The organism is Nocardioides sp. Root140 (assembly GCF_001426745.1).
In the GTDB taxonomy this organism is placed as follows: Bacteria; Actinomycetota; Actinomycetes; order Propionibacteriales; family Nocardioidaceae; genus Nocardioides.
In genome coordinates this window covers 1075230-1093555 of sequence record NZ_LMFI01000010.1, presented here as the reverse complement: position 1 = coordinate 1093555, position 18326 = coordinate 1075230, and the positions used below count along the sequence as shown (strand labels likewise).

Genomic DNA, 18326 nt, shown 5'->3' with positions numbered 1-18326 from the left:
CGGTCGCAGTCGGCCTTCACCCGCGCAGTCGGACGGTCAGGATCTGCGCGGTGCGGCGCACCTCGTCGACGTACGCCTCGGAGGACTCCGCGCCCGGGTGGGTGATCGCGACGCCCGCCACCGGGTAGTCGTTGTGGTCGAGCACCGCCGCGGCGACGCTGGCGAACCCCGGGGTGACCTCGCCGTCCTCGGTGGCGTGCCCGCGTTGGCGGGTCTCCTGCAGCACGGCCGTGAGCTGGCGCGGACCCGACGGTCCCTTGCCGTGGCGGTCGACGAACGCGGCGCGGTCCGGGTAGGCGGCGCGCACCTGTGCGGCGGGCAGCGCGGCCAGGATGGCCCGGCCGCTGGCGGTCAGGTGGGCCGGGAGCCGTACGCCGACGTCGGTGACCAGCGGCGGCCGGCCGGGTGCCCGCTCCTCGATCACGTAGAGGACGTCGCGGCCGTGCAGCACCGCGAGGTGCGCACTCTGGCCGGTGCGGTCGACGAGCTCCGCCAGTGGGCGGCGCGAGATCCGCTGCAGGGGCGCCTGGCGGGTGTAGCCACTGCCGACCTCGAAGGCGGCAACGCCCAGCCCGTAGCGCCGCTCCTCGGCCAGGTGCGTCACGAAGCCCTCGTCGATCATCGTGTTGACCAGGTGGTACGCCGTGCTGCGGGGGAGGCCGACGCCGGTGATGATGCGGTCGAGCGGCACCGGACCTGGCTGCGCGGCAAGGAAGCGCAACACCTGGAGGGTCCGAGTGGCTGCTGGGACCTGGCTCATCGGGCACTCCTTCCGCGCGCGATTTAATGACGTGGACTCCCGCGAGCCCGGCACTAGTGTGGAGCATCCAGCCACCCACCCGGCCACGTGCGAGGCAGGAAGCATGCTCGAAGCTCTCGGGATCAGCGCCGAGGAGACCGCCGTCTACCGCGCGGTCGTGCGGCTCGGCGAGGCCAGCCTGATGGACGTCAGCACCACCGTCGGCCAGGAGGTCACCGACGTGGGGGCCGCGATCGGACGGCTCGAAGCGCTCGGCCTGGTCAGCCGGGACCCCGACGACCTCGTGCGCGCAGTGCGACCCGACCTGGCCATCGACGCGCTGGTGGCCGAGCGCGAGGGCGAGCTGCAGCGCGCGGTGCTGGCGGCCCGGTCGATCGCGGACGAGTTCCGGGCCGAGCAGCGCGAGGAGCCCAGCTACGGAGTGGCCGACATCGTGCGCGGTCGCTCGGCGCTCCAGGCACGCTATCGACAGCTGCAGCTGGGCGCCCGTGAGGAGGTGCTGACCTTCGACCGGCCGCCGTACGTCTCGACGCTCGGGGTCAACGAGGACGAGATCGAGCACCTCACCCGCGGCGCCCGCAGCCGAGGCATCTACGACACGGCTGCCTTCGACGTGCCCGGGCAGCTCGACTGGCTCSCCGCCGCGGCCGACGCCGGCGAGGAGGCGCGCGTGCTGGCCGGGCTGCCGTTGAAGATGTCGATCGCGGACCGCCGGGTGGCGCTGATCCCGTTGACGATGGACGCCGAGTCGGTCGGCTCGACCGGCCTGCTGATCGGGCCGTCGGCGTTGCTCGACGCGCTGGTGATGCTGTTCGAGGCGTTGTGGGAGCGCGCCGTACCCCTCGAGTCGGCGTTCGGCGGTGACGCACCCTCCGCCACCGGGGCGGCAGAGGGGCACCTCGTCGACCTGCCCCTGCTGACCCTGCTGACCGCGGGCCTGGGCGACGACGCGATCGCGCGGCAGCTGCAGGTCAGCGCCCGCACGGTGCGGCGCCGGGTCGCGGGACTGATGGACCTGCTCGACGCCCGCAGCCGCTTCCAGGCAGGGGTGCAGGCCCGGGCACGCGGCCTGGTGTGAGCCCCGGCTGAGCCCGTCGGCTGGCCGATAGTGGCGATGTCCGTTCTGGCCAGCGCACGGGCCCCCACGGCCCGCCCGCCGCCCCTAATGTCCTCGACATCGCACCTGTCGATCCGAGGAGCTCTGCCATGCGGGGAACGCAGTTCTGGCGCACCACCATCCTGGTGCTCGTCGTCGGCCCGGTCAGTGTCCTGGGCCTGGCTTCGGCCGGCTCGGGCGCCGTCGGTGCGGCGCGGGCCCCCGGACCGGACCTGCAGGAGACCGCGTCGTCGGCGACGGTCACCCTGGTCACCGGAGACGTGGTCCGCCTCGACACCGCGCCCGACGGCACCCAGCACGCCACCGTCGTACGCCGCGTCGACCCGCGCGGCGGCTATCACACGTTCACCTCCGGGGGAGACGTGCACGTCGAGCCCGGGCCGGCCTCGACGCTGATCGCGGCCGGGCGCCTGGACCCCGAGCTGTTCAACGTCAGCTCGCTCGTGCGCCAGGGGTACGACGACGCCCACCGGGCCACGCTCCCGGTCATCGTCGAGTACACCGCGGCCGCGACCGACCGGGCCCCGCTGGCCCGGAAAACCGCTCCTCGGGGCGCCACCAAGGACCGGGTGCTCGAGAGCATCGACGCGCTCGCCGTCTCGACCGCCAAGGCGCATGCCGAACAGTTCTGGGCTGACGTGGCCGGCACCGTCAGTGGCAGAGGAAGGGCACCAGCGCGACTGGCCACCGGGTTGGCCAGGGTCTCCCTCGACTTCCGTGTCGAGGCCACGCTCGACCGCAGCACTGCGCAGATCGGAGCACCCGAGGCCTGGGAGGCCGGGCTCGAGGGAGACGGGACCACGGTCGCCGTGCTCGACACCGGCATCGACGCGACGCACCCGGACTTCAGCGGTCGCATCGGCGCCACCCGCGACTTCGCGGAGACCGGCTCGGTGAACGACCTGGCCGGACACGGCACCCACGTGGCCTCGATCGTCGCCGGCTCGGGGGCGGCCTCCGACGGCGCCTACCGTGGCGTCGCACCGCACGCGAACCTGATGATCGGCAAGGTGCTCAACGACTCGGGGGCGGGTGCCGCGTCGTGGGTGATCGACGGCATGGAATGGGCCTCGTCCAACGACGCCGACGTCGTGAACATGAGCCTGGGTGGTCCGGTCACCAAGGGCGACGACCCGATCAGCCGGGCAGTCGACGAGCTCACCCGCCGGGACGGCACGTTGTTCGTGGTCGCCGCCGGCAACGGCAGCATCGGTCAGCCCGGCACGATGGACGTGACCGCTCCCGGGGCGGCGGCAAGCGCCCTGACCGTGGGCGCCGTCTCGCGCACCGACTCGAAGTGGTCGGGGTCGCGCAACGGAGTCATGGGCGACGGCGCCCTCAAGCCCGACGTGATGGCTCCGGGCATGGGCATCGTCGCCGCCCGCGCCGCCGGCACCGGGTCCGGCACCTCGCCGTACACCTCGATGACGGGGACCTCGATGGCCTCGCCCCACGTCGCCGGCTCCGCGGCACTGCTCCTGCAACAGCACCCCGACTGGACGCCGGTGCAGGTGAAGGCGGCCCTGACCTCGACCGCCCGGCCGACCACGTCGGGCGACGCGTTCGACCGTGGCGCGGGCGTCATCGACGTCGGTCGTGCCTCCCGCCAGGACGTGTACGTCGACTCCGGCATGCAGTTCATGGGCTACTTCGCCCGGCCGTTCGTCGACGGGCAGCTGACCTCCGACAAGCAGCTCAACTACACCAACACGTCGGACCAGGACGTCACCCTCGACCTGTCCACGACGCTGGTCGAGGACCACGGCGACCCGGTCGACGGCGACGTCCTCACGGTCACGCCGGCGACCTTGACGGTGCCGGCCGGTGGGCAGGCACACGCGACCGTGCACGTGGACGTCTCCGAGGTCGAGGCCGCCGAGTTCTCCGGCCTCGTCGTCGCCTCTGGTGCCTCGGGTGCTTCTGGCGCCGAAGGGCTCGAGCTGCGGACCACGATCGGCTTCCTCAAGCAGGACGACACCGTCGACGTGACCTTCCGGGCGGTCGACGCGCATGGTCGCCCGGCGACGGCGAGGCTGCGGGCCACGCCGTACCTCGCCAAGGACAACCGCTACTACCCGGACAACATCTACCTGACCGGCGACCAGACCGAGTGGACCCTGCGGCTGCCCGAGGGCGAGTACAACCTCTTCGGCCTGATCACCACGTTCGACGCCAGCGGTCGGTTCGTCGAGGAGCAGAGCATCGTCCACGACCCCAAGGTGTCGGTGCAGGCACCCAACTCCACGGTGACGCTCGATGCCCGCAACGCCACGCCGGTCGAGGTGCGCACGCCACGCACCTCGACACCGCGCGAGCTCACCATGAAGTTGCAGCGAGGCGAACCCGGCACCAACCTGGCGACCTCCGACGAGTGGTACTGGAACTACACCGACGGCGAGCCCTCACAGGTCTCCGTGGCGCCGACCGAGCACGTCGACGACGCCCCCTTCGCGCTGCTCTCGCAGTGGGAGACCGGCGTTCCGCTGCTGACCTCGGAGGTGACCGGTCGCGGACACCACACGGTGAACGCCGTGCAGGAAGGTGGGCCGGCGATCGACGGCAGCCGGACGCTGCGCGTGGTCGACGCCGGCCACGCCACCGCCTCCGATCTGCGCGGCCTCCGGCTGGCGGGATCGGTGGCACTGGTGCAGGAGTCCGCGACCATGACCTGGGCCGAGCAGGTGCGGGCAGTCATCGAGGCGGGCGCGCCGATGGTGATGCTCTACTCGGCCGAGGACGGCGTGTTCTATCCGTGGGTCGGTGGACCGATACCGGTGCTCGCGGTCGACCGGGCAGAGGGCGAGAGGCTGCGTGGCCTCTCACACGGCCACGCACCGACCATGCTCCGGCTGACCGGGACGCCGCGGACGCCGTACGCCTATGGCCTGACGTTCGTCGAGCAGCAGGAGATCCCCCGGCGTCTCGAGTACGACGTACGCGAACGCGACCTGGCCACGATCTCCTCGCGGTTCCACACCACCGGCACCGGCGAGCGCGGGTGGCGCCTTCGCTACGGCTCGTGGGCACCCTGCGCGTGCAGCACCCCGACGGCCACCGACTACGTGCCCGAGCTGGGCTACACCCGCACCGAGTACGTCACCGCCGACCCCGACACCTCGACGTACGCCGCCTGGCAGTTCCTCTACAACATGCCCGGCGACCTGCTCTTCGCCAGGGACCGCACGGTGTTCCGACCGGGGCAGAAGGTGACCGAGAACTGGCTCGCCGCCCCGCTGTCTCCCGGCATCGCGAACAACACCGCGACGCCGTACAACTGGAAGATGCTCAACGAGCGCACGGCGGGTGGGCAGCTGCGCTTCGACCTGGCCGGGCTGACCGACTCGGCCGGCCACTGGATGAAGGGACTTGCCGGCAGCGCGGAGTCACTGCGCCTCTATCGCGGCGACGAGCTGCTGCTGGAGCGCGCCGGCACCCTCGCCGGGGGCGTCGCGGTGCCCGGCGAGCGGGCGACCTACCGCCTGGAGGCCGACACCGAGCACGACGGCACCGTGCTGGGGCTCTCGACGCGGACCCGGAGCGTGTGGACCTTCGGCTCGGCCGGGAACGGTGCCCAGCAGATGCTGCCGTTGATCGACGTCGACTACCCGGGGATCACTCGACGGGACAGCCCGACGCCGGCGCTCGACCTCGAGAACACGGGTAGGCCAGGGGAGGAGGTCACCCTGCACCTGAAGGCCACGCACCAGCGTGGATCGGTGGCCGGGGAGATCGGCACGATGTCGGTCTGGGTTTCCTACGACGACGGCGCCACGTGGACGGCCGCCCCCACGCGGGCCCTCGGCGACGGCGAGTTCGCTGCGGACTACCGGCACCCCCGCCACGGGGAGTTCGTCTCGCTCAAGGTGCGCGTCGGAGACCGGGACGGCAACACTCTCGAGCAGTCGCTGGTCCGTGCCTACCGACTCGGTGGGCGGTGAGTCCGGGCAGCCTGCGAGGCTTCCGCCATGACGATCGCGCAGGTGTTCATGGTCCTCGTGCTGGCGTTCTTCGTGCTGGTCGCGGTGATCGCGGCGCGCCGCTTCCGCGCGCATCGCACCCGCCTGCGCGACTGGGTGCCGGCGGAGGCGACGGTGGTCGGCGCCGAGCTGGTGCAGTCGTGGAACGGCAACGACAACCAGCGGCGCTACCTGGTGACCTGGCGCTACCGCACCCCTGACGGTGTCGAACGGGACTCACCCGGCCGTGACCCGATGTTCTCCGCGCCGGTGATCGGCAGCGTGATCCCGATCCGCTACGACCCGGCCGCGCCGGAGCAGTCGGCCTGGATGCCGCCGATGGGCACGCCCCAGCTCGCGGTCTACGGATGCCTGGGCGTGCTGTTCGTGGTGCTGGCGATCTTCTTCGCGTTCTTCGCCAGACTCATCCTCTGAGTCTTCTGCGGCCGAGGCGTGCGCTCAGCTGAGCGCACGCTCGTCGGCCACCGGCACCAACGCGATCGCGACCAGCGGGAAGAGCGCGGACGTCGCGAAGGCCGCGGCGTACCCCCACTCGGTGATCGCCAGCCCGGCAATGGGGGGTACGGCGGACGCGGCGAGGAACTGGGCGGTGTTCTGGATGCCGAGTGCCCGGCCCGACCAGAACGGTCCGGCGCGTTCGGCGACCGCGGTGAACGCCAGCCCGTTGTCGGCCACGGTGATCGCGGTGGCCAGGACCATCAGGCCCACGGCCACCGACCAGTCGGCACCGGAGGTCAGGCCCAGGAGCAGCATGCTCGCCGCAGCCCCCATCGCGACCCACCGCAGGGGCCGCATCCGACTGCCCACGACGTCGGAGAGGTGCCCGACCGCGATCCGCCCGAACGCGCCCACGAGCTGGGCGATGGCCACCAGCGTGCCGGCCGCCGCGGGTGACCAGTCGCGGTCCTGGACCAACCAGACCAGCGCGAAGGTCCACACCATGAACTGCGGCACCACCAACAGCACCGACACTCCGTGGATCCGCGACAGGTAGCCGTCGGCGGCATACGGGTTGGGCGCGTCGCCGACCCGACGCTCGGGACGTGGCGGGTCGATCACCACGGCCGCCACCACCAGCAGGGCCAGGCCACAGGCGATGCTCGGCACCAGGAGCGCGGCCGCGATGCCGTGCCGGTCGGCGATGACGGCGATGCTGATCGCCGCGACGCCCACGCCGACGGGTTGGGCCATCTGGCGAATGCCCATCGCCAGGCCGCGCCGCCCCGCCGGGAACCAGCCGACCACCACGCGTCCGCTGGCGGAGCTGGTGGACGCGGCGGCCGCCCCGGCGAAGAACAGGGCCACGGCGAGCAGGACGCTGCTGTCGACCAGCACGGCGGCGATGCCGGCGACGGTGGTGCCGGCCAGTCCGGAGAGCAGCACGAAGCGCTCGCCGGAACGGTCGACGACCAGCCCCCACAGGACCAGGGTCAGCATCACGCCGATCGTGGGCGACGCCGCGACCAGGCCGGCCCGGGCCAGGCTCATGTCGCGCTGGTCGTGCAGCACCGGGATCAGGAATGCGGGACCATGGATCATCACGGCGCCGGCGGCCTGTGCGACTGTGCTGGCCGCGAGCATGGCCCAGCGGCGTACGTCGGAGATGTCGGTGGTGGACGACTGTGTCACCCACCCAGTGAACGTCACGGTCCAACGGCGGACCGTTTGATTCTCGAAATGTGGACGAAAATGTCTTGGAGTGCGAGACGGCTGCGACCTCCTAGGCTGACCGCATGACGACGTACGACTTCTCCCAGGTGGACGTGTTCGCGCCGGCTCCGCTGACCGGCAACCCGGTGGCGGTGGTGCACGACGCCACCGGCCTGACCGACGAGCAGATGGCCGCCTTCGCCCGCTGGACCAACCTGTCCGAGACGACCTTCCTGCTGCCGCCGACCGACCCGCGCGCGGACTACCGGTTGCGCATCTTCACGCCCTCCGCCGAACTCCCGTTCGCGGGGCACCCGACATTGGGCAGCGCCCATGCCTGGTTGGAGATTGGCGGTACGCCGGCCTCGAGCGAGATGGTCGTCCAGGAGTGCGGCATCGGTCTCGTCGAGCTGCGTCGGGACGGCGACGTGCTGGCCTTCCGGGCTCCCGGGTTCCTGCGCTCGGGCGAGGTGGACCAGGACACCCTCGACCACGCGCTGAGTGCCCTCGGCGTGGCGCCGGAGAGGGTGCGCGCGGTCAACTGGATCGACAACGGGCCGGGCTGGATGGGCCTGCTCCTCGACAGTGCGGACGACGTGCTGGCATTGACGCCCGACTACGCGGCGATCGGGGACCTCGACCTCGGGGTGATCGGGCCGCACGCCGAGGGTGGTCCGGCCGACTACGAGGTGCGCGCGTTCTGCCCCGAGCTGGCCGTGCCGGAGGACCCGGTCACGGGTTCCCTCAACGCCGGGTTCGCCGTGTGGCTGATCGGTGCCGGCCTCGCGGCGTCGTCGTACACCGTCAGGCAGGGCACCGCCCTGGGCCGCTCCGGCGACGTGCGCATCACCACCGACGAGTCCGGTGACCAGTGGGTCGGCGGTGCCGCCAGGACGCTGATCAGGGGAACCTTGACGCTCTGACCCGACGCTCCGGCGGGTGCACGAACCGGACATGTGGTGTAGGACACTGCTATGGACTCTCGGGTAGTACCGTCGCTGTCGCCGCTCGCCGAACCGATCTACCAGGCCGCCGTGAATCTCGGTGATGCGACCGTGAGTGAGATCGCCAGACACGTTGCCCTCGACGACGGCATGGTCCGGCCCGAGATCACGGCTCTCGAGTCGGTCGGGCTGGTCGAGCTGTCCGGCGGCAGTGTCCGGGCGCTGGCCCCGCAGCTGCCCCTGGAGCGCCTGGCGCTCGAGCACGCGAGGGCGATCGACGCCGCGCGGCTGACCGGCTCCGTGCTCGCCGAGATCTGGACGCGAGCCGCCAACCGGCAGAGCTTCGTCGAGATCGTCACCGACGAGTGCGCGATCAACACGGTGGAACGTGAGCTCATGGACGACGCCGTGACCTCCGTCGACGCCCTGTGCATCGGACCGGTGGCGCCCAGGCGGCTGCCGCCGGGCATGCAGATCCCCGAACCCACCGTGCATCCGGGATTCCACGAGGCGATCGACCGAGGCGTGAACGTGCGCGCCCTCTACGGCGTCAGCGTGTTCAACGACTCGCTCGGGTTCGCCGCCGTCCAGCAGTGCATGGCAGCGGGCGAGGAAGCGAGGGTGTTCTCGAACGTGCCGATCAACCTGACCGTCTTCGATCGCAAGCGCGGCTACCTCTCGGTGCCCGGAGAGGTCGGGTCGCGCCGCGCGCTCGTCGTCGTCCACGAGTCCGGCCTGCTCGACGCGATGGTCTCGATCTTCGAGGGCTACTGGCAGATGGGCGTGCCCCTCGGGGCCGAGTCCGACGTGCACGATCACGGCGCGAGCGAGGCGGAACGCCAGCTGCTGGCCTACCTTGCGGCCGGCCTCACCGATGAGGCGATCGCCCGCGACCTCGGCATCAGTGCCCGCACCCTGGGCCGACGCATCTCGCGACTCGAAGAGGTGCTGGGCGCGCGCAGCCGCTTCCAGCTGGCGCTGCAGGCCAGCCGGCGCGGCTGGCTCTGAAAGGCCCTTGTGGCCACCGAGCTGCCTCGGCGACCACAAGGGCCTTGGGGTGTTCTGTCAGGGAGTGTTGCCTCAGAAGTTGGTGGCCACGTCGTCGATCACGAAGCTGGTCTGGAGCGAGGAGTCCTCGGTCGCCGCGAACTTCAGGGTCACGTTCGTGCCCTTGTAGGCCGACAGGTCGATCGACTTCTGCACGTACGAGCCCTTCGGTGTCGACGCGTTCGAGTAGCTGTGCTTGGTGACCCCGTTGATCTGCACTGTCGCCTTGTCGTACGGCGTGGAGGTCGAGCCCTCGGACGTGTCGATCCGGATCCAGTACGTCAGCGTCGGGGAGGACGCGCTGGCCGGGACGGCGAAGGTCTGGGACTCGTTCTCGGACGCGGTCTGGCCGTTGCCACCGAGCCACAGCTTCCACGTGCCGGAGTGTGCCGGGCGTCCGCTGTTGTTCGTGATGGGTCCGGTGGTGCCGGTCCAGCCGGTCTGGCCGGACTCGAACCCGCCGTTGGTCAGCGTGCCGCCGGGAGGCGGGGTGGTGCCGTCGCACTTCTCCGTGCCGGCCGGGACGGAGATGGCCGTGAACGCCGCCTCGACCGCCTTGCACTCCGCGGACGTGGCGCCGTACAGGTCCTTGGCGGACTTGATCGCTCCGGTGCGAGCCGCGGCGTAGTTGCTCTGCGAGGTCAGGTACGTCGACAGGGTGCGGTACCAGATCTTCTCGGCCTTCTGGTGGGTGATGCCGGAGACTGCGGGGGCACTGCCGCACACGGGTGAGTTGTAGCTGACCCCGTTGATGGTCTTGGCGCCCGATCCCTCGGCGAGCATGTAGAACCAGTGGTTCAGCGGCCCCGACGAGTAGTGCGGGTCCAGGCCGCCGAGCGTCGACGACCAGCAGTCGCGCGAGGCACCGTCCTTGGAGGGCTTGTCCATGTAGCGCAGCGGAGTGCCGTTGCCACGGATGTCGATCAGCTCGCCGATCAGGTAGTCCGGCACGTCGGAGGCTGCGTTGGAGTACCACTCGACCGCGGTGCCGAAGATGTCGGAGGTCGCCTCGTTGAGGCCACCAGCCTCGCCCGAGTAGATCAGTCGTGCCGTGTTCTCGGTGACGCCGTGGCTCATCTCGTGGCCGGCGACGTCGAGCTCGGTCAGCGGGGCGGCGTTGTTCACACCGTCGCCGTAGGACATCTGGCTGCCGTCCCAGAACGCGTTCGACATCTCGTCGGCGAAGTGAACCCGCGAGGGTGCGCCTCGGCCGTCGTTCCAGATCCCGTTGCGGCCCAGCTGCGTGCTGTAGTAGTTGAACGTCTTCGTCGCGCCGTAGATCGCGTCGACGGCCGCCGACGCACGGTCGGTGTAGGAGCCGTTGCCCCACACGTCGTCGGCGTCGAGGAACAGGTCACCGGCCGGGCCCTGGCCCGTGTTGGGGTCGCCCTGGTTGTGTACGTCGGTTGCCGTGTTGCCGTGGGTGTCGCGCATCTCGAAGCCACCGCCCGTGTGGGTCCGGGTCTCGATGGTGACGTTGTCGAGGTGGATGCCGTGTCCCTCGCCGGTCTTGATCTCGTCGTCGGTGGCGAGCACCGCGCCGGTGTCGGCGTCGACGTACGTGTGGAGTCGGGTCGGGACCTTGTCTGCCCGGATGCCGGTGGTCAACACGTCGTACGCGAGCTTCGGGCCCTGCGCGGTCACGAAGACGACGAGCTCGCCTGCCGAGGCCTTCTCGCCCTTGGTGGCCTGTGCGGTCGCCAGCCCCTTCGCCTTCGCGGTCGCGCTGCTCACCTTCGGGGAGAACGACGCCGGCGTCACGGACTTCCGGCCGAAGTTGTAGGTCACGTCCTTGATCGAACCGTTGGCGGCCTTGTGCGACACGAAGTCGCCGCCGATCACGCGCAGGCCGTTGACGGTGCGCTCGTAGCGCACGTGGGTGGCGCCGTTCGCGTCCTTGATGACCGACCTGACGGTCAGCTGCTCACCCGAGGCGAGGCCCAGTGCGGACTTCGCGGCGGCGGTCTTCGACTGTTCGGAGGCCTTGAGGCTCGATGACTCCTGGGCCACCGGGGTGGTCCTGTCGCCTGCGGCCGAGTGTTCGGCCGAGGCGGGTACGGCGGGAGCGATGGCCAGGGCCAGGGCGAGCATGCCGCCGGTGGCGGCGAGCCCGGACTTGATGGGATGCACGAACATTCTCCTTCGGACGTGGCCGGCGTCATTGCCGGCGCGGGGCGTCACCGAGTGTTGCCGCGCGGGAATGCGACCGGAAGGCCTTGGGCTGGCACAGATCGGCAGCGCCGAATCCGGTCACCCGCGCAGGAACATCACCCGCGGAGGTAGGTCAGCACGGCCGAGACCCGGCGGTCGCTGCCTGGCTCGAGGTCGAGCTTGGCGAAGATGTTGCCGACGTGCTTGCGGACGGCGGCCTCGCTCACCACCAGCTCGCCGGCGATGCCGCCGTTGGTGCGCCCCTCTGCCATCAGGGCGAGCACTTCGCGCTCACGCGCGGTGAGGCCCGAGAGTGGCCCGTCGTCGCGCCGTCGTCCGAGCAGCTGCCTGACGACCTCGGGGTCGACCACCATGCCGCCGTCCGCGACCCGGTCGAGGCTCTCCAGGAACTCGCGGACGTGGCCGACCCGGTCCTTGAGCAGGTAGCCGGTGCCCCCGCTCCCGGTCGCCTCGAGCAGTGCGGAGAGGTAGGCGTCGGCGACGTACTGCGACAGCACCAGGATGCCCGTCTCCGGGTGTTCGGCACGGATGGTGGCGGCCGCCCTCAGCCCCTCGTCGGAGTGGCCCGGCGGCATCCGGACATCGGTGATCACCACGTCGGGTGGGTCGTTGTGCACCCAGGCCAGCAGGGCCTCGGCCGTGTCGACCGCCGCCACCACTTCGTGGCCACCCCGCTCGACGATGCCGACCAGTCCTTCGCGCAGCAGGGCGAGGTCCTCGGCGATCACCACCCTCAGGGATCGATTCGGCACGGGCACTCCATCCTGATCTGCGTCGGGCCGCCCGAAGGGCTGTCCACGCCCAGCGTGCCACCGAGCGCGTCCAGCCTGGTGACGAGACCGGCGAGACCGCTGCCGCGGCCGACCGCGGCGCCCCCGACACCGTCGTCCGCGACGGACAGCACGAACTGCTCGCCCTGGATCCAGCCGGTGATCCGGCAGCTCCGCGCGTCGGCATGGCGGGCCACGTTGGTGAGCGCTTCACTGACCACGAAGTACGCCGCTGCCTCCACAGGGGCGGGAAGTCGCCGGGGGAGTGCGATGTCGACCGACACCGGCATCGGCATGCGATCGGCGACCTCCCGCACCGCGGCCTCGACACCGAGGTCCACGAGCACCCGCGGGTGGATGCCGCGCACGGCCTCGCGCAGGTCGGCCAGGGCCGCCTCGGCCTCACCGTGTGCCTGCCGCACCAGGTCGAGCGCCGGGCCGTCGGGCACGTCGAGCTCGGCCCGGCCCAACGTCATGGTCAGCGCGACGAGGCGTTGCTGCACCCCGTCGTGGAGGTGCCTCTCGATGCGTTTCCGCTCCGTCTCGAAGGCGTCGACCAGGTCGAGTCGCGAGCGACGCAACGCACCGACCTGTGCCTCGAGCTGTGCGTCGGTGGCACCCAGCAGGATCCGCGCCAGCGCGGACTGGCCAGCAGCGACCGCCGTCAACGCGTAGGCGAACACCACGTACGCGACCGGTACGCCGACCAGCGTGATCGGCAATGCTTCCAGCGGCGTGTTCGCCTGCCACATCAGGACGTTGACCTGGTCGAACCGGGCCAGCAGGGGGCTGAGCGCCAGGATCACGGTGATGAGGACGGCATTGACCGACAGCACCAGGTCGATGACCCACAGGAGCACGGCGAGCAGCACCGTGTAGCCGAGCTCCCGACGCGGCACCTCCTCCCGCCTCCGTTGTCGGAACCAGGCGCGCACGCCCTTCCCGACGATCGGCGGGTGTGGGCTCGGCACAAGCGGCTGCCCCGGCGCCATCAACCGCAGGCGGCGTCGCTCGAGCGTGCCCACCACGGCGCCCATGAGTGGCAGCGAGGCCAGCACGAACAGGCCGATCACCAACAGGCTGGTCACGATCCCGACCAGGACGAGCGCGATGAAGACGACGAGCGCGAGGAGCCCGGTGAGGGACGAGCCCGCGAGGTAGGCCCAGGAACGCCACGGCCATGACGACGTCAGGAAGCGCAGGGGGTTCCCGGCCAGGGCTGCCCAGGCAGTCGTCGGTCGGCGCATGGGCCGAGCCTAGGGGCCCTGCGGCCCTCGTGTCGGTAGCGCAGGCGCTACCCCCGACCTCTCGCCCGGGCCATCGTGCGGGCCCCGGATCCCGGATTGGCTGGACGCATGACCCAGACCAGGATTCCCCCGCAGAGCCTGCCGACCCGCGCCCACGCGGTCGTCATCGACGGCATCACCCGCACGTACAAGTCCCGCGCCGGGACGGTCGACGCCCTCCGCGGCGTCACGCACACCTTCGCCCCGCAGACGTTCACCGCGATCATGGGGCCCTCGGGCTCGGGCAAGTCCACCCTGCTGCAGTGCGCGGCCGGGCTGGACCGGCCCACACGTGGTCGCGTCGCGATCGGCGGCATCGACCTGGCCGGGCTCTCCGAGGTCAGGCTCACCGAGCTGCGGCGTGAGTCGATGGGTTTCGTCTTCCAGGCCTACAACCTGCTACCGGCACTCACCGCGTTCGACAACGTGGCCCTCCCGTTGAAGCTGGCCGGTCACCGGCCCACACGGGCGCAGGTGATGGGGGCGCTGGCCAGGGTCGGCCTCCAGGACCACCACCGTCGACGTCCGCCCGAGCTCTCCGGCGGACAACAGCAACGGGTGTCGATTGCCCGCGCCCTGGTGACCCGCCCCGAGGTGGTCTTCGCCGACGAGCCGACCGGTGCCCTGGACCGCACGACCGGGCGACAGGTGCTCGAGCTGATGCGGGCGACCGTGGAGCGGGACGGTCTCACCGTCGTCATGGTGACCCACGACCCGGTGGCCGCGTCGTACGCCGACTCGGTGCTGTTCCTCGAGGACGGCCGACTGGTCGGCGACCTGGCCCGGGCGGACGCCGCACAGATCGCCGCTGCGATGAGCGAGCTCGAGCGATGATGCTGTCACTGAGCCGCCAGAACGTACGCCGCAACCGGGCGCTCTTCGCCGGATCCTTCGTGGCCCTGGGCCTCGGCGTGGCCCTGATCGCCCTCAGCACGATGCTGATCTGGTCGGTGGAGGAGTTCACCGCCACGGTCGACCCGGCCGACGAGGAGCTCCTGCTGGCGCTCGACGACACGATGGCGATGCTCGGTGTGGTCGCCGGCTTCTCCGGATTCATGGCCATCTTCATCGTGGCGAGCACCTTCGGGTTCGCGGTCACCGCACGCCAGCGTGAGCTGGGGCTCCTACGGTTGATCGGCGCCACGCCCCGGCAGGTGAAACGGTTGGTGCGCGGGGAGTCGCTGGTCGTCGCGGCGGCGGCAGCTGCCGCCGGCTGTGTGCTGGGCTGGCTCCTGACGCCGGTGGCGCTGTGGGCGATGAACCGTCGTGGACTCGCGCCCGGGCAGATCCCCCTTGCTGCTCCCTGGTGGCCGATGGTGATCGCGGCCGGCGTCGGAGTCTCCGTCGCCTTCGTCGGAGCCTGGATCGCGGCCCGACGAGCCGCACGGATCCCCGCGATCCAGGCGATGCGGGAGGCCTCCGCCGAGCGGTCCAGGATCGGCATCGGGCGGGCGCTGACCGGCCTGCTCTGCCTGGTGGGAGCAGTGGTCATGCTGGTCGGCATCAGGGCCGGCAACGCCGAGCTGGCCCTCGCGCTCTCCATCTTCGTGCCGCAGCTGCTCGTGATCGGCCTGGTCTGCGTCGGGCCCCTCCTGATGCCCCTGCTCGTACGGCTGCTCACCCTCGGTCTGCGCGGCAACGTGCTGGTGGCCCTGGCCCGGGAGAACGTGCTCGCCATGCCACGCCGTACGACGTCTCTCGCGGCGCCGATCCTGGCCATCTCGGGGATCGCGGGGACGGTCATCCTGTCGCTCAGCTTCGCCGCGGACTGGGACAACGGGGTCACCAGGCAACAGCTCCAGGCGCCGGTGGTCGTGACCGGCGGCGACGAACGGACCGGCGAGCAGCTCGCCGCACGCGACGACGTCGGGGTGGCCGACACCGGACTCCTCGTGCCGATGGGCATCGGTGCCGATGGTCTCGAGTCGGGCGACACCGCCGAGGGCATCGACCCGGAGGCTGCGGCTGCCGGGCGAGGAACCAGGGCCCACAGGGGCGATCTCTCGGCGCTGACGGGCAAGAGCATGGCCGTGAGCCGCAGCTTCGCCTGGGATGCCGGGGTGTCGCTCGGGGACGTCGTGCCGGTCACCTTCGGCGACGACGCCAGGCTGGAGCTGACCGTGGTCGCCGTCGTCGACGATGCCAACACCCTTCAGGAGTCCGTGCTGGTGCCGCGCCGCCTGGCGGAGGAACACGGGGGACAGGGCACGGGCACCTGGTTCGTGGACCCAGCGAGCGGCGTGACTCCCGCGGCCATGGTCAGCGACCTCTCACGGGACCTTCCGGACGCGGAGGTGCTGGCGTCGGAGCAGTGGGTGGCCGACCGCGACGAGGAAACCCGGGCCAACAACGTGCTGAGCATGGTCGTGGTCCTCGGCCCGAGCGGGGTGTACGCCGCGATCGCCATCGCGAACACGCTGCTGATGGGCAGTCTCCAGCGACGTCACGAGTTCATCGCGACGCGTCTGGTCGGCGCCACCGAACAGCAGGTACGCCGGCTGGTGGTGCTCGAGGCGGGTCTCGTCGCGGGTGTGGCACTGCTCCTCGGAAGCCTGATCACCGTGGGGGTGGCGGTGCTGCTCCGCGCGCCGATGACCGACGGTCTGCACGACGTACCCCTGACGATTCCGTGGGGCAGCCTGCTGTCGATCGGGGTCTCCTGCGTGGTCATCGCGGTGGTTGCCGCGGTGGCACCGGCACGGGCCATCCTGCGCGGGGCCTCCCCGGCCCAGGCCGCGGCAGGCTGAGCCGATCGGCGCGTCGATTTGACGTGTACCAAGGTGATAATTTCTACTGGTCTACTATATAAACAAAGCCAATCACCTTGATCCACTATCGAAGGGACTCCGGCAATGCGGAAACTCCTCGTCCTCGGCGTCGTCGGGCTGCTTGCGCAGCTCATCGACGGCTCGCTCGGCATGGCCTACGGCGTGACCTCCTCGTCGCTGCTGCTGGCCGCGGGTGTCGCCCCGGCTGCCGCGTCTGCCGCCGTCCACTTCTCCGAGATCGGCACGTCGCTGGTCTCCGGTGCCTCGCACGCGAAGTTCGGCAACGTCGACTGGCGCACGGTCGGCATCCTCGCCGTACCGGGATTCGTGGGAGCGTTCGCTGGAGCCACGTTCCTGGTCAGTCTCGACGGTGACGCGGCCAAGCCGATCGTCGGCGGGATCCTGCTGGTCCTCGGTGCCTACGTGATCTGGCGATTCCTGGTGCTCGGCGGTCGCCGTCCGCAGTTCAAGGAGCGGCCGTCGGTCGCGTTCCTGGCCCCGATGGGACTCTTCGGTGGCGCGCTCGACGCGATCGGCGGCGGTGGCTGGGGTCCGGTGGGCACGACGTCGCTGCTCTCCTCGGGTCGCCTCGAGCCGCGCAAGGTGATCGGCTCGATCGACACCTCGGAGTTCGTGGTCGCGGTCGGCGGCTCGCTCGGCTTCATCCTCGCGCTCGGCTCGTCGGGCATCGAGTGGGGCTACGCCGTGGCGCTTCTCGCTGGTGGCGTCGTGGCCGCCCCGATCGCCGCCTGGCTCGTGCGGGTCCTCCCCGCCCGCGTGCTCGGCGTGGCCGCTGGTGGCCTGATCGTGGTCACCAACGCGCGCACGATCCTCGAGTCGCTCGGCCTCGAGACCTCCACGGTCTGGGCGATCGTCGCGGGCCTGGCCGCGGCCTGGATCAGCGGCATCGTCTGGGCCGTCAAGCAGGAGCGCCTCGCTCGTGAGCAGCTTGCCGCCGACGCCGACGCCGACGCCGACGAGGCCCTGGCTCCCGCCTGACCAACCGTGGCGCAGGCGTCAGGCGCGGTGATTGGGCCCGTTGAGGTCGAAGAGGCTGCCGTCGCTGTTGCGCAGGCTCCCGTCGGGGTAGGTCAGCGTGCCGTCGGGATTCGCGAGGGTGCCCTGTGGGTGCTGCGGCGCGTGGCTCGGGTCGCCCGTTCCGGCGGAGTGAGTCGTGCCCATGTGGGTGGTCGAGCCCGGCTGGGGCGTCGGGTCCGGGGTGGTGGGTGAGTAGTCCTTCGCCTTGTGGTCGACGTCCGGGTCGAGGCGGTCTGCCTCGCGCACCCTGCCCTCGACGTCGGCCTGCTGCTGGTCGACGGCGCGCTGCTTCTCGGCGGCCCGCTGTTCGGCACGCTCGGCCTCGAGTCGGACCTGATCGGCCTCCGCCTGGGCGGCTCGCGCTTCCTGGTCCGTGTTCTGAAGGCTGCCGGCCCGGCCGGCTGCCTCGTGGCGCAACTCGTCGGCCCGGGCCCGACGTGACTCGGCCCGCTGCTTGTTGATCAGTGCGGCGATCACGGCCGCCAGCGCCAGTACGACGACTACGGCGACGATGATCCAGATGATCGTGCTGGTCTCCACGGGAATCTCCAACCTGTTGGCGGGTGGCGCGCGCCCGGGGTGCAGGCGCCGCCCAAGGGTGTCCGGTACCCGTCCGATCCGGTCTTGCACCTTCTTGTCGAGATTTGTGTCGCGCAACAAGAATCCGGTGTTCGCGCATCAACGACACGCGGTTCGCGCATCAACGACACACGGTTCGCGGAGGGGAGGGAGGGGGAGTCTGGGATTCGAGACTGTGGGCGGCGGTAGGCACTGGTCGGGGGTGCCGGACCGGAGTT

Annotated in this window: 14 protein-coding genes; 8 read left to right on the top strand and 6 right to left on the bottom strand. The window is 70.9% G+C overall.

Going from position 1 to position 18326, the window contains the following annotated elements; genetic code table 11:
* Positions 1–16: 16 nt before the first annotated feature.
* Positions 17–760 (bottom strand): IclR family transcriptional regulator, encoded by a 744-nt coding sequence (locus ASD30_RS15555; protein WP_056683214.1) that lies wholly within the window; start codon positions 758–760, stop codon positions 17–19.
* A 103-nt stretch (positions 761–863) separates the two neighbouring features.
* On the opposite strand from ASD30_RS15555, the gene ASD30_RS15550 reads away from it, so the two are divergent.
* The 3 genes from ASD30_RS15550 to ASD30_RS15540 all read left to right on the top strand — a co-directional run bounded on the left by ASD30_RS15550 (position 864) and on the right by ASD30_RS15540 (position 6268).
* Positions 864–1838: a helix-turn-helix domain-containing protein gene (locus ASD30_RS15550; protein WP_056683211.1), complete on the top strand. Its 975-nt coding sequence runs from the start codon at positions 864–866 to the stop codon at positions 1836–1838.
* Between the two features lie 128 nt (positions 1839–1966).
* Complete coding sequence (locus ASD30_RS15545) at positions 1967–5815, top strand: S8 family serine peptidase (RefSeq protein WP_056683208.1); 3849 nt, start codon at positions 1967–1969, stop codon at positions 5813–5815.
* A 27-nt stretch (positions 5816–5842) separates the two neighbouring features.
* Positions 5843–6268: a DUF3592 domain-containing protein gene (locus ASD30_RS15540; RefSeq protein ID WP_056683205.1), complete on the top strand. Its 426-nt coding sequence runs from the start codon at positions 5843–5845 to the stop codon at positions 6266–6268.
* 24 nt (positions 6269–6292) lie between these two features.
* Here ASD30_RS15540 and ASD30_RS15535 read toward each other — a convergent pair whose 3' ends face one another.
* Positions 6293–7483: an MFS transporter gene (locus ASD30_RS15535; protein ID WP_235532596.1), complete on the bottom strand. Its 1191-nt coding sequence runs from the start codon at positions 7481–7483 to the stop codon at positions 6293–6295.
* Between the two features lie 104 nt (positions 7484–7587).
* On the opposite strand from ASD30_RS15535, the gene ASD30_RS15530 reads away from it, so the two are divergent.
* Positions 7588–8427 carry a PhzF family phenazine biosynthesis protein gene (locus tag ASD30_RS15530; RefSeq protein WP_056683202.1) on the top strand — a complete coding sequence of 280 codons (840 nt, stop codon included), beginning with the start codon at positions 7588–7590 and terminating at the stop codon, positions 8425–8427.
* Between the two features lie 51 nt (positions 8428–8478).
* On the top strand, positions 8479–9456 hold the full coding sequence (locus tag ASD30_RS15525) for a helix-turn-helix transcriptional regulator (protein WP_056683199.1): 978 nt from the start codon (positions 8479–8481) through the stop codon (positions 9454–9456).
* Between the two features lie 72 nt (positions 9457–9528).
* Here ASD30_RS15525 and ASD30_RS15520 read toward each other — a convergent pair whose 3' ends face one another.
* The 3 genes from ASD30_RS15520 to ASD30_RS15510 form a co-directional block, all read right to left on the bottom strand.
* Positions 9529–11625: a M4 family metallopeptidase gene (locus tag ASD30_RS15520; RefSeq protein WP_082563972.1), complete on the bottom strand. Its 2097-nt coding sequence runs from the start codon at positions 11623–11625 to the stop codon at positions 9529–9531.
* 137 nt (positions 11626–11762) lie between these two features.
* On the bottom strand, positions 11763–12419 hold the full coding sequence (locus ASD30_RS15515) for a response regulator transcription factor (protein WP_056685085.1): 657 nt from the start codon (positions 12417–12419) through the stop codon (positions 11763–11765).
* Positions 12401–13684 carry a sensor histidine kinase gene (locus ASD30_RS15510; RefSeq protein ID WP_056683196.1) on the bottom strand — a complete coding sequence of 428 codons (1284 nt, stop codon included), beginning with the start codon at positions 13682–13684 and terminating at the stop codon, positions 12401–12403. Before ASD30_RS15510 ends, ASD30_RS15515 begins: the two co-directional genes overlap by 19 nt.
* 108 nt (positions 13685–13792) lie before the next feature.
* Here ASD30_RS15510 and ASD30_RS15505 point away from each other — a divergent pair, with 108 nt between their 5' ends.
* The 3 genes from ASD30_RS15505 (at position 13793) to ASD30_RS15495 (ending at position 17490) form a co-directional block, all read left to right on the top strand.
* On the top strand, positions 13793–14557 hold the full coding sequence (locus ASD30_RS15505) for an ABC transporter ATP-binding protein (RefSeq protein ID WP_056683193.1): 765 nt from the start codon (positions 13793–13795) through the stop codon (positions 14555–14557).
* Complete coding sequence (locus tag ASD30_RS15500) at positions 14554–16470, top strand: FtsX-like permease family protein (protein ID WP_056683191.1); 1917 nt, start codon at positions 14554–14556, stop codon at positions 16468–16470. The genes ASD30_RS15505 and ASD30_RS15500 overlap by 4 nt, the downstream gene beginning before the upstream one ends.
* 105 nt (positions 16471–16575) lie before the next feature.
* A complete protein-coding gene (locus tag ASD30_RS15495; RefSeq protein ID WP_056683188.1) occupies positions 16576–17490 on the top strand; it encodes a sulfite exporter TauE/SafE family protein in 915 nt (304 codons plus the stop codon).
* 18 nt (positions 17491–17508) lie between these two features.
* On the opposite strand, the gene ASD30_RS15490 is transcribed toward ASD30_RS15495, so the two are convergent.
* Positions 17509–18069, bottom strand: a complete 561-nt coding sequence (locus tag ASD30_RS15490) for a hypothetical protein (RefSeq protein ID WP_056683185.1) — start codon at positions 18067–18069, stop codon at positions 17509–17511.
* Positions 18070–18326: the final 257 nt, after the last annotated feature.

Excerpts from the sequence above, each read along its gene's own strand:
- ASD30_RS15545 (WP_056683208.1), top strand. The coding sequence starts at position 1,967 with ATGCGGGGAACGCAGTTCTGGCGCACCACCATCCTGGTGCTCGTCGTC.
- ASD30_RS15530 (WP_056683202.1), top strand. The coding sequence starts at position 7,588 with ATGACGACGTACGACTTCTCCCAGGTGGACGTGTTCGCGCCGGCTCCG.
- ASD30_RS15540 (WP_056683205.1), top strand. The coding sequence starts at position 5,843 with ATGACGATCGCGCAGGTGTTCATGGTCCTCGTGCTGGCGTTCTTCGTG.
- ASD30_RS15495 (WP_056683188.1), top strand. The coding sequence starts at position 16,576 with ATGCGGAAACTCCTCGTCCTCGGCGTCGTCGGGCTGCTTGCGCAGCTC.
- ASD30_RS15505 (WP_056683193.1), top strand. The coding sequence starts at position 13,793 with ATGACCCAGACCAGGATTCCCCCGCAGAGCCTGCCGACCCGCGCCCAC.
- ASD30_RS15510 (WP_056683196.1), bottom strand. The coding sequence starts at position 13,684 with ATGCGCCGACCGACGACTGCCTGGGCAGCCCTGGCCGGGAACCCCCTG.
- ASD30_RS15555 (WP_056683214.1), bottom strand. The coding sequence starts at position 760 with ATGAGCCAGGTCCCAGCAGCCACTCGGACCCTCCAGGTGTTGCGCTTC.
- ASD30_RS15525 (WP_056683199.1), top strand. The coding sequence starts at position 8,479 with ATGGACTCTCGGGTAGTACCGTCGCTGTCGCCGCTCGCCGAACCGATC.
- ASD30_RS15500 (WP_056683191.1), top strand. The coding sequence starts at position 14,554 with ATGATGCTGTCACTGAGCCGCCAGAACGTACGCCGCAACCGGGCGCTC.